The following is a 12,197-nucleotide window of genomic DNA, read 5'->3' on the forward strand; positions in this document are numbered from 1 at the left end:
GTACAAATGACTAGGAAATATAATAACTATGACAAAATTCAAACTTTCCAAAACCTGTATAGGTGTAGTAGCAGTATTATGCAGTGCTAGTGTTCTGGCTCAAGATGCCGAGCCAACAAAAGAATTAAAAAAGCAAGAATTTGAGGTTATCCAAGTAACTGCTCAAAAAAGATCACAGTCAAGCCAAGAAGTACCAATCGCGATGCAAGCGTTTGGTGAAGAATCGATTGAGCGACTAGGGGCTGCTCAAATTGACGATTTGACCCGTGCTGCACCATCGCTTCAATTTGGTGGTTCTTCAGGCAGTCGCGGAACTATGGGGCTGAGAGGTGTTGTCGATTATGGTCGTAATGTTGGTGTAGATAGTCGAACAGGAATATACATTGATGGTGTTTATCAGGGACGTTCGTTTAGCTCTAATCAAAGCTTAATTGGATTAGAAAGTGTTGAAATACTTAGAGGACCGCAAGGAACCCTATTTGGTAAAAATACCGTTTCAGGAGCAATAAATTTAAACACAAAAAAAGCTGACGATGTATTTGAAGGACAAATAAATGTAGATGTTGGTTCATATAACAAAAAAAATGCGGCTGTTTATTTAAATGGTCCATTGACTGATACTTTATTTGCATCAATTTCTGTAAGTAAAAGCAGTCAAGATGGCTATTACCACAACCCAACCTTAAATAAAGATGTGGGTGATTCGGAGCTAGAATCTGCACGAGGTCAATTGCGCTATGTGCCAAATGACCAGTTAGAGCTGATTTTAACTGCCGACTATACAGATAGTTCTTCAGAAATGCATCCGTCTGTAATTTTTGAGCAACATCCACTACTAGGTAACATAAAGTTAAAACCTTATACCGATGCCAGTGAATATGTTCCTAATGACAAGGTCACGTATTCAGGACAAGCACTTACGATTAATTATACTTTTGCCAATGATTTTCAATTAAGTTCTATTTCGGCACTTCGTAATGGTGAATCACTTGCTAATTCTGATGAAGACTTCACGCCATTCAATTTATTTAATAACGTTGATCTAGGTGAAGACTATGAACAGTTTTCACAGGAATTTAGATTAGTTTCTCCAATTTACGATAATTATGACTGGGTAGCGGGTGTTTATTATTTTGATGCAAAAACATCGACAGAGAGGAAAGTTAGTATACCTGCAATGGGATTAAATGTTCTTGTTGTGCCAAATTTGCCTGAGAGTATTCAATCGATTATTGCTGCGAACGCTGAAGCTCTAGCAGGTTATACAACAATTCCTAGCGAATTGGACAATCTAACTAAGGCGGTATATTTCCATGGTAATTATCGTCCAAGTGAGCAACTAGAATTAACATTAGGTTTGCGATATACCTCAGAAGAAAAATCGTTAAGTTTTGAACAAAACAGTGTTAACAACGATCCGGCAACCGCTGCGGCATTAGAGGCTGCATTTGGTGGCGCACTGCCTCTAACTCAGTCTCCGGGCTTTTGGCTAGGTGCAATTAATTACTCTGATATTGACCGAAATCGTAAAGAATCTGATCTTTCACCAAGTTTTGGTATTAATTATCAATATGATGACAAAATTATGTTCTATGGTAAGTATTCAAGAGCGTTTAAAAGTGGTGGTTGGAATGCTGATTTTAGAACGACAGGTGTAGATAGACTCGAATACAAAGACGAAGTAGTCAACAATATTGAATTTGGTATTAAATCAACGGTTCTGGATGATACATTGCGGTTTAATGCTTCGGTTTTTAATGCAAAATACGACGACTACCAAATCTTTCAATTTGTTGAAAATGGAATCAATACCTCAGCGCTTGAACTGACCAATGCAGGTAAGGTTGATAACAAGGGAATTGAAATTGAGTCACGATGGTTTGCAACTGAAAACTTAGAGTTAACGGCTAATGTCACCATTCTTGACGCTGTTTACGATGAATTTAGCAATCAGGTTAAAGGATCTGATGGACAGCTCATTGACAATAATTATGCCGGTAATTATTTGTCCAATGCGCCTAAATATAAAGCATACTTTTCAGCACAATATACTCAAGAAGTGTCTTCGGGATATTTAATCTACAGCATGGATTACAGTGTTACCGATGATAGCTATTCAGATCCTGCCAATTTACCTAAACAATTAATTGAGGGCTATTCTCTCGTTGATGCATCTATACGCTATGTTTATGAAAACAAATGGGAAGCTAAGCTTTGGGTGAAAAATTTAACTGATGAAGAATATATGACTGAGCGTGGACTTAATTTCTTAAGGATAGAAAGAGGTACATGGGGAACTCCGCAAACTTACGGATTAAGCTTTAAATATTATTTTGGCGAGTAAGCTTTGACTATCTAAATGAGGCTCACAAGAGCCTCTATTCACAATAGGTTATATAAATCATGTTCAATCTATCAATACCCTTGGTGATTTTATCACTGAGCTTCACTACATTTGTAATTAATGCAAATACATTACAGCAAAATGTCAAACAAGATGAAAAGCGACTCATTTCTTTGTTTCAGCAACTTCATCAAAATCCAGAACTCGCTTATATGGAGTTTAATACTGCCGCTCTTATCGCAAAGCAACTGAATGAGCTTGGTTACGACGTAAAAACTGAAATCGCTCGTACAGGGGTTGTTGGCATATTAAAAAATGGCCAAGGTCCAACGGTTGCGATCAGAGCCGATATGGATGGTTTACCGATAAAAGAAACAACAGACCTTGATTACGCCAGTACAGCCTATGCTAAAAGTTTGTCTGGAGAATCTCATCCAGTAATGCATGGATGTGGCCATGATGCACATGTTACATGGTTACTTGGTGTTGCTAGGCAAATGGTTGAATTAAAAGAGCAATGGCAAGGCACATTGGTTCTTATTGCACAACCTGCTGAAGAAGTAATGACGGGAGCAGAGAGTATGGTGGAAGATGGACTGTCAAAAATAATTCCTCCTCCTGACTACCTTGTCTCGGCTCATACTATTCCTTTGCACCCGGCAGGAACAGTTGCGTTAAAGGCCGGCCCGAGAATGGCGGCAACAACCAATTTGGATGTGACCATTCATGGTGTTGGAGGTCATGGTTCCATGCCTCATGTCGCGATAGACCCTGTAGTGATGGGTTCAATGGCGGTTATGGGCTATCAAACCATTCGCAGTAGACAAGTCGATCAATCGCAAAAAGCGACCTTAACCGTAGGTGCATTTAACGCCGGCGAACGAGGAAATATTATCCCAGATCAGGCAAAACTAAGACTTAATATGCGCTGGTATAGAAAAAAAGAGCGTGATGTCATGGTAGCTGGTGTTAAACGAGTTTCTGATAATGTGGCAGCAACATTTAATGTACCCGAAGATAAGATGCCAGAATATGAATTTGGCGCTGATGTTGAGCCTGTGTATAACGACAGTCAGCTTGTCGAATTAGTGAAACCTGCTCTGGTCGATCAGCTAGGTGAAAAAAGGGTTGTCAAAGGATTACCGCCAGTAATGGGCTCGGAAGATTTTCACATGTTAGCGAAACCTTTTAAAAACACCCAAACCCTGTTGATGGAAGTTGGCGTGGGCCCTAAATCCCTTTACCAAGATATGCAAAAAGGGATATACCCTGCCTTTAATCATAATCCGAATTTTAAAGTAGAACTAGATGCAATCGCGACCGGCACAGAAGCACTGTCGGCTATTGCATTAAAACTCCTAAAACCTAACAAATAAAAAAATAAGTAAAAAGGTAAAAAAATGTCAACAGCAAAAACTATTAACCAATTTATCGATCAAGCCCTAGCTGAAAACAACGCAAATGTGGCATTTACTTGTTTGGGTAAAGACCATACTTTTGCTGAAATTGATGAAAAATCAAAAAATATGGCAAGTTGGTTAACTTCACAGGGATTACAAAAAGGCGACCGAATAGCAATTCAATTACCTAACTTGGTCCAATTCCCAATTGCTTTTTATGGCGCAATTCGCGCGGGGTTAACCGTTGTGAATTTGAATCCTATGTATACGCCTGAAGAGATGAAAGCACAAATAAATGACTCAGGCGCGAAAGCAATTATCATTTTAACGACTTTTTGTGACAAATTAGAGGCTATTAAAAATGACGTAAATCTCGATTTAGTCGTGGTCACTGATCCCGCCGATATGTTAACAGAACAACTAGACGTCAGTTGTGAGTATACCGGCTTTAACCATGCCCTTAAACAAGGTGCCGATTTAGAATATGTATCCGTTACAGCGGAAGAAAACGATGTTTGCATCCTGCAATATACCGGAGGCACAACTGGCGTATCAAAAGGTGCATGTTTAACTCATAAGAACATGTTATCCAATAGACGCCAAGTGTTTGAACGGCTGCAAACCAAAATCCTTCCTAATGAAGAAACGCTCGTTTGTCCTTTACCGCTGTATCACATCTACGCGTTGCAATTAAGCTTGTTTGTCTTTGCTGGCGCAGGCTGCTCAACGTTACTTATTCCTAATCCAAGTGATGTAGATGCATTCTTAGGTGCGTTGGAAAATAAAAAGTTCACAGCGTTTGCAGGTATTAACACGTTATTCGTCGGGTTAAGTCAGCACCCAAAATTTAAAGCATTTGATTTTTCTGCTCTGAAGCTAACCGTCTCTGGAGGCTCTACACTAACTTCAAGTGCGGCAGCGGCATGGTCGAGTGTGACAGGATGTTCGATTACTGAAGGTTATGGTTTATCCGAAACCTCACCTGTTGTCTGTTTGAATATACCAGGAAGCGAAGAGATAGGTGCCGTTGGTCCAGCGTGTCAAGACACCGAAATTAAGCTCTTTGACAAAGAAAACAAAGAAGTTGCGGATGGTGAAGCAGGTGAGTTATACGTTCGTGGACCACAAGTGATGGTAGGTTATTGGAATAAACCTGAAGAAACTTCAAAAGCAATCAATGCTGATGGTTTCTTTGCTACCGGTGATATGGCGGTTAAATTAGAAAACGGAAATTACAAAATTGTTGATCGTATTAAGGATATGATTATTGTCTCCGGATTCAATGTCTATCCAAACCAAGTGGAAGACGTCATCGCTGCTCATCCTAAAGTAATAGAAGTCGCTGTAATTGGCGAATCAGATGCCAAAACGGGTGAAAAGGTAGTCGCTTACATTACAGTCAACGCTGAACTTTCCGACAGTGAATTGATCGATTTTTGTCGACAAAAACTAACGTCATACAAAGTCCCCAAAAAAATAGTCATTGTTGATGAACTACCTAAGAGTTCAGTTGGTAAAATCTTGAGAAGAAAATTAAGGGATTAACCTTACTATTTCTTTTTTCCTATAAAAGTTTTACTGATTATGGCTGTATATCTTCATGCAAGTAGCTTATAAAGAAATAAACCTTAGTGCTCTTGAGCATAACCTTAATATAGTTAAAACCATGGATAAATCTGCAAAGATTTTGTCTATGGTTAAAGCTGACGCATACGGACACGGTTTAGTTACGTGTGCGTATGCTCTACACCATTCGGATGCACTTGGAGTGGCTCGTTTGGATGAAGCCATTCAAATACGTCAAGTTGGGATAACAACGGACGTTGTATTAATGGAAGGATGTTTCGATAAACAAGAGCTTCGGACAGCAATTGCTTATGACTTTCAAATAGCAATTCATAACAAAGAGCAACTGCAATTATTGCAATCTGAAAAATTAAACGAAGTGTTAACGGTTTGGTTAAAGTATGATTCTGGTATGTGTCGATTAGGCTTTAATGATAAAGAGTATATTGACGCATATAATGTGCTCAGTGGCGATCCATTGATTGAACTAAGGTTATTCACCCATATGGCTTGCGCGGATGAACCCAATAACCAGAGAACCTCGCAACAAATCAATCAATTTGTTGAGTTAACCCATGACTTTTGTAGTCTCAAAAGCATTGCAAATTCTGCAGTGATCCTCAATGGAACCAATGGATATGATTGGGTAAGGCCTGGGATCATGCTGTATGGCGTATCACCTTTTCTTCATAGAACAGGAAAAGAACTAGGTTTGTTACCAGTAATGAACTTCAAAACCAAGGTCATTGCAGTAAAGAAGATTAAAGCAAACGCTTTTGTTGGTTATGGAGGGCGTTGGCAATCCACACGAGACATCAACTTGGCTGTTTTAGCTATTGGTTATGGTGATGGTTACCCGCGAAGTGCAACAAACGGAACCCCCGTAATGATAAACAATGAGATATTTCCGCTTGTTGGCACGGTTTCAATGGATATGATTACTGTTGATCTTGGGCCAACAACAGAGGTAGAAGTTGGAGATACGGCCACGTTATGGGGTGATAATCTTCCAGTCGAGATTGTCGCTCGTCATGCTAATACTATCGGTTATGAGTTATTGACTCGTTTGACTAGTAGAGTAAAAAGTATCGTTAATTTATAAAATCGCTTATATGAGTAAAATTTCACCTGCACACTAATGAATGATAAGTCTTGATAGTTTAAGTCCCCGTTTATCCAAGTAAAACTCAGCCTGATTAGTTAAAAGTTAATATGACAAAATAACTCTCTATCTGAATGGAACATTAGTTACATAAACTCCTAATCATTCATTCTAGAATCACTTTTAAATGAACTGAGCTAGGAAAAATTATGGCTTCCAAGAAAAATAGTGAAATTCTGTATAAAAGTGCAAGCAATATCCTCAATCAATTTCGTGAAGGTTTAATTAGCGGAGCAGGCTATTCAATGGAGCGAATAAAAAAAAGACCTTTGATTGCCATTGCTAACTCCCATAGTGATCTTACCACTGGCCATGCACATTTAGCGACCTTGGGTCAAAAAGTAAAAGAAGGAATCATTGCAGCTGGTGGTGAAGTTGCCGAATTTAATGTTCCAGCGCCATGCGACGGTGTTGCCATGGCACACGACGGTATGCGTTATGTATTAGCTCAGCGTGATCTTATTGCCGATATTGTCGAAACTCATATCCGCTCACAAGCATTTGATGCTGTTGTTTTCATCGCGGGTTGTGACAAAATTAATCCGGGAATGATGATGGCGATGGGTCGTCTTGATATGCCATCACTATATCTAGCCGGCGGTACGGGTCAAGTCAACATTCGTAACACACCAAAGTTTAGCGCATCGATTGACCATAATGATTATTTTAAACAGCCTGAAATGCTGCGTGAAACATTTAACTGCGCTACGTGCGGTGCATGTGAAATCATGGGTACGGCCAATACTTTCCAGTGTTTGGCTGAGGTATTAGGCATTTGTTTACCCGGAAGTTCAAACATTCCGGCTTGGCATGCGGATAAATTAGCTGCCGCACGAGCGACAGGCGAGCACATTGTCCATCTTTACAATAAGGGCATTACTGCTCGTCAAATTCTAACGACAGAAGCCTTCGACAATGCCTTGGTTATGAATATGGCCATTGGCGGTTCAACCAACGCTGCACTTCATCTGCCTGCAATTGCTCACTCCGCGGGTATCGAATTAGACGTAAGCGGTTTTGAAAAAGTCGATCATATTCCGACGTTATTAGCTATCAGTCCAAATGGCCCGTGGGGTGTTCAAGACTTATGGGCTGCTGGCGGTATGCCAGCGGTTATGAAAGTAATGGAAAATGACTTAAATACTGACTGCTTAACCGTGACAGGCCAACCATTACAGGCAACAATTGACAATGCCAAAATACTGAATCGTAACGTGATCCCAACTCGAGATAACCCTCACCGTAAAGAGCCAGGCATTACGGTATTGCGCGGTAACTTAGCAACAGAAGGTAGTGTCATTAAACAAGCAGGCGTTAAACCTGAGCTAATGAAAGTTACAGGCCCTGCGGTATGTTTTGATAGTGAAGAAGAGGCTATTGAATATATTCAAGACGGTAAACTCAATGAAGGTGAAGTTGTTGTTCTTAAATACATGGGACCGAAAGGTGGTCCTGGCATGCCTGAAATGCTCGGTGCAACGTTAGCTCTCAAGGCGGCTGGAATGGGCTCTGCAGCCCTTGTTACCGACGGGCGTTTTTCAGGCGCTACTTCAGGTCCATGCGTTGGACATATTACTCCAGAAGCCGTTGATGGCGGTTTAATTGCTTTCATTGAAGATGGCGACATAATCACCATTGACATCCCAAATCGCAGTCTTCACGTTGATTTAACTGACGATGTCATCGAACAACGGAAAGTTGGCTGGAAGCCAACCATCAAAGATGTTGGCTTTGGTTATATGGATAGATATCGCAAATATGCCAAGTCTGCATCATACGGCGCGGTATTAGATTAAAGGGGGCGTGTTGCGCAAATTTATTCAAGCTAATTGAAATAGTTGAATTCAATTGCGCAATAAGTTCAATATGAACGATTCAAATAAAAAACGTCGTAGCCAAGGATGGTTTAATGGTAACCGATTAGAAAGTTATCAACATCGTAGTTGGATGCGTAATCAAGGCCGACCAGATGATTTTTTTGATGGCCGTCCCGTGATTGGCATCTGTAATACGTGGTCGGAACTAACACCTTGTAATGGTCATTTTAGAGAATTGGCTGAAAAAGTAAAAATCGGCATTTACGAGGCAGGTGGTGTGCCCGTTGAATTTCCTGTAACCAGTCTTGGTGAAACACTTATGCGTCCAACAGCCATGATGTTTCGTAATTTGGTGTCAATGGATGTTGAAGAGACTATCAGAGCGAATCCAATGGATGGCGTCGTATTGCTATGTGGTTGTGATAAAACAACACCTGCCTTATTAATGGGCGCGGCCAGTTGCAACTTGCCCACGATGGTGTTGTCCGGCGGCCCCATGCTCAATGGCAAGCACAAAGGACAGGACATTGGTTCGGGCACACACGCATTTAAATTCCTTAATGAATTAAAAGCTGGGCTGATGACTGAAGCTGAATTTGATCAAACAGAAGCTGAAATGTCTCGCTCCGTTGGTAATTGCATGACCATGGGTACGGCGTCAAGTATGGGCTGTATGGTCGAAGCAATGGGCATTGCATTACCAGGTAACGCGGCAATTCCAGCCCCAGACGCTAATCGAAAATTAATGGCGCAAATGGTCGGCAGACGTATTGTCGATTTGGTCAAAGATGATGTGCCATTATCAAAAATACTTACCAAACAAGCGTTTGAAAACGCCATAAAAGTAAATGCCGCAGTTGGCGGTTCAACAAATACCGTAGTTCACCTGATCGCCATTGCCGGACGAGTGGGGATTGATATCACCCTTGATGATTGGGATCGATTAGGCAAGGACATCCCAACTTTAGTCAATCTATTGCCTTCGGGACAATATTTGATGGAAGATTTTTATTATGCTGGTGGTTTACCTGTGGTGCTCAATCGCATCAAAAAACATCTGCACAACGAGGCGTTAACCGTCAGTGGAAAAACAATTGGTGAAAATAATGCCAACGCCGAATGTTATAACGACAAGGTGATTTTGCCTTATGAACAGCCACTCTGTGAAAACGGTGGTATCGCTGTACTTAAGGGAAATTTGGCTCCGCAGGGAGCGGTGATTAAAGTCTCAGCCGCCTCACCAGAACTTATGCAACATACAGGTAGAGCTGTGGTATTTGAATCCTTAGATGAGTACCGACAAACCAGTAATGAGCCAGACTTTGATATTAAGCCAGATGACATTATTGTATTAAAAAACAGCGGCCCTGTTGGGTATCCGGGGTTTCCAGAAACCGGTAATGTGTCACTTCCTACAAAGATCCTTGAACAAGGTGTGCGCGATATGGTCCGCATCTCAGATGCCCGAATGAGTGGCACTGCCTTTGGTACCGTTGTATTGCACACAGCACCAGAAGCGGCTGTGGGTGGCCCAATAGCATTGGTTAAAAACGGCGATACCATTACGCTTGATGTCAACGCACGTCGTTTAGAATTGCACGTCAGTGATGAAACGCTAGCAGCAAGAAAAGCAGAATGGCAACCACCTGATGTACCCGCAGCTGAACGCCGTGGGTATGCACACTTATATCGCAGTCATGTTACACAAGCTGATACGGGTGCCGATTTTGATTTCTTGATTGGTGGCGGCGAGGCTGTCTTACCTAAACCCTCGCATTGATAAACCTTTTCGATAAAGTTTGTGATCAATAAACAGAACAATAAAGAGAAACTCTAATGGGACAAGACTATAAAAATTTTAAAGAAAACACCGATAACTGGTATGAACAATGTGAGTCATTTCAATGGCGTCAGTCCGTCATCAAGTACCGAAAAATGGGTAATGGCCCAGTTTTATTGATGGTTCATGGCTACCCTACAGCGGGCGTCGATTGGATGGACATTGCCGATGAGTTGCAGGAAACATTCACTATTGTGGCACCAGATATCGCGGATGCAGGTCAGTCTGAAAATCCAACGCACCGCGTTTACACCTTGCATGAGCACGCTGATATGATTGAGGAGTTAATGGCAGAACTGTGCATCGATGAGGTGCATCTTGTTGGCCACGATGTGGGGGATTCGATTTGCCAAGAATTAATTGCCAGACAAAACGCCAAAGCATTGAGTTTTGCTATCCATAGTTGCGTGTTTTTTAATGGTGGTATTATTATGGCGGCACACAGACCAAGAGACGTTCAGGTTGCTCTGGCAGGCCCTAATGGCAGCGAGGTTGCTCGTCAATTAGCACCGCCACAATTTTATCAAGCGATTAAAGACATCATGGGAACTGAAAAGCCACCTGAAGAGGCGTTAGAGGTTATTTGGCAAGTATCTAAAAGTGTTAATGGTGTTGAATCCTTGGCGAGAAGAAGTCATAACATGCTAGATAGACACCAACATACTGGCCGTTGGGTAAAGGCGCTAAAAGACACCAAGCTGCCAATGATAATGATCAATGGTACTGAAGATCCCATTTCGGGTAATCATGCCTGTGACGTAATCGCTGAGACTTTGCCTCATATGAAATTAATACGTTTACCTGAAATCGGCCATTTTCCAATCATCGAAGCGCCACAGCTTTGTGTTAAAGCCATGACAGACTTTTATCGCGAATTATCGGTTCTACCCGTTTAAACATATTTAGGAGGCTTCATCATGTTAGAAAATAAAGTAGCTTGGGTAACTGGGGGCGGCACTGGCATTGGCCGTGCCGCTGCGATAAAACTGGCAGAGTTGGGGGCAACCGTGATTGTTTCTGGCCGCAGAGAACAACCGCTAATAGATACAGTGACGCAGATCCAGCAAGCCCAAGGTCGAGCCGACTATGCGGTTTTAGATATTGGCAATAAGAACAATATCTATGAAGTAGCCCAGCGTTTACAACAAAAACACGGTGATATTTCGGTGTTAGTAAACAATGCGGCTATTAATTTGCCAACCCGTCATTGGCACAATATGGAAAGCGATGACTGGGAAAACGTGATCAACGTTAACATTAACGGCAGCTATCATTGTATTAACGCTCTATTACCAACCATGCGCAGCAACAACGATGGCCTAATCGTCAACGTTGCCTCATGGGCTGGCGTACATTTAACGTACTTGTCAGGCGCAGCTTATAGCACATCGAAGACTGCATTAATCGCAATGAGTAACAATCTGAACCTCGAAGAAGGTCATAATGGTATTCGCTCTACGGTTATTTCACCGGGCGAAGTTGCAACAGATTTTGCAGCACAGCGTGAGGGTGGTTCAGCTGCTGAAGGTGCTTATGACATTGCGCTGCAACCAGAAGATGTCGGCGATACCATTGGCTTTATTGCACAACTGCCAAAGCGAGCTTGTATTAATGAAATGGTCATTAGCCCATCAAATAACCGTTGGCATACCAACAACCGCATGGTTAAAACTTAACCAAATAAAAGTTAAAACACATCTGCTGGCTTACGTCAGCAGATGCTTGGTATTGTGTTGACCTTTGAGCAGGTAAGCATGATATTCCATCAGCTAATGCGAACATTCTGGCCTTTCCACTGAATTAGCACCTTTTCTACAATGAGATAATGGATAATAAGCAGCCTACTTTGCAAGCTCAATATGCAACGATGTTCCCATTGAAAAAACCAGTAATTAGGCTTGTTAATATAGATCTTTCACTAGAAAAAACGGCTCTGATGAGCTAATGCCGTTCACTTAAGGTGAGCGGCATTTCTTTTTATAGGGTACCGAGCGGGTCGTTTCTTCACACATCGAGGAAATATTCTTTGCCGCCGGGGCTCTAAGATAAGGCTTTCAGCCATACCGTA

8 protein-coding genes are annotated in these 12,197 nt (G+C 41.6%); all 8 read left to right on the forward strand.

From position 1 onward, the window contains the following. Positions 1 to 28: 28 nt before the first annotated feature. The 8 genes from ACOB82_RS09260 to ACOB82_RS09295 all read left to right on the forward strand — a co-directional run bounded on the left by ACOB82_RS09260 (position 29) and on the right by ACOB82_RS09295 (position 11,805). A complete protein-coding gene (locus ACOB82_RS09260; RefSeq protein ID WP_448212698.1) occupies positions 29 to 2,344 on the forward strand; it encodes a TonB-dependent receptor in 2,316 nt (771 codons plus the stop codon). Between the two features lie 59 nt (positions 2,345 to 2,403). Further along, positions 2,404 to 3,720, forward strand: coding sequence for an amidohydrolase (locus ACOB82_RS09265; protein WP_448212699.1), 1,317 nt, complete (start codon positions 2,404 to 2,406; stop codon positions 3,718 to 3,720). Between the two features lie 24 nt (positions 3,721 to 3,744). Further along, positions 3,745 to 5,289 (forward strand): long-chain-fatty-acid--CoA ligase, encoded by a 1,545-nt coding sequence (locus tag ACOB82_RS09270; RefSeq protein ID WP_448212700.1) that lies wholly within the window; start codon positions 3,745 to 3,747, stop codon positions 5,287 to 5,289. 55 nt (positions 5,290 to 5,344) lie between these two features. Further along, the gene (gene alr, locus ACOB82_RS09275; protein WP_448212701.1) at positions 5,345 to 6,412 is read left to right on the forward strand and encodes an alanine racemase; all 1,068 of its coding nucleotides are present in this window, start codon (positions 5,345 to 5,347) and stop codon (positions 6,410 to 6,412) included. 209 nt (positions 6,413 to 6,621) lie between these two features. Further along, complete coding sequence (gene ilvD / locus ACOB82_RS09280; RefSeq protein ID WP_448212702.1) at positions 6,622 to 8,268, forward strand: dihydroxy-acid dehydratase; 1,647 nt, start codon at positions 6,622 to 6,624, stop codon at positions 8,266 to 8,268. A gap of 70 nt (positions 8,269 to 8,338) precedes the next feature. Further along, entirely contained in the window at positions 8,339 to 10,069 is a 1,731-nt protein-coding gene (locus tag ACOB82_RS09285) for an IlvD/Edd family dehydratase (RefSeq protein WP_448212703.1), read from the forward strand. A 56-nt stretch (positions 10,070 to 10,125) separates the two neighbouring features. After that, positions 10,126 to 11,025, forward strand: coding sequence for an alpha/beta fold hydrolase (locus ACOB82_RS09290; protein WP_448212704.1), 900 nt, complete (start codon positions 10,126 to 10,128; stop codon positions 11,023 to 11,025). Between the two features lie 21 nt (positions 11,026 to 11,046). Further along, a complete protein-coding gene (locus ACOB82_RS09295) occupies positions 11,047 to 11,805 on the forward strand; it encodes an SDR family oxidoreductase (RefSeq protein ID WP_448212705.1) in 759 nt (252 codons plus the stop codon). Positions 11,806 to 12,197: the final 392 nt, after the last annotated feature.

This window comes from Colwellia sp. MEBiC06753 (assembly GCF_053470325.1).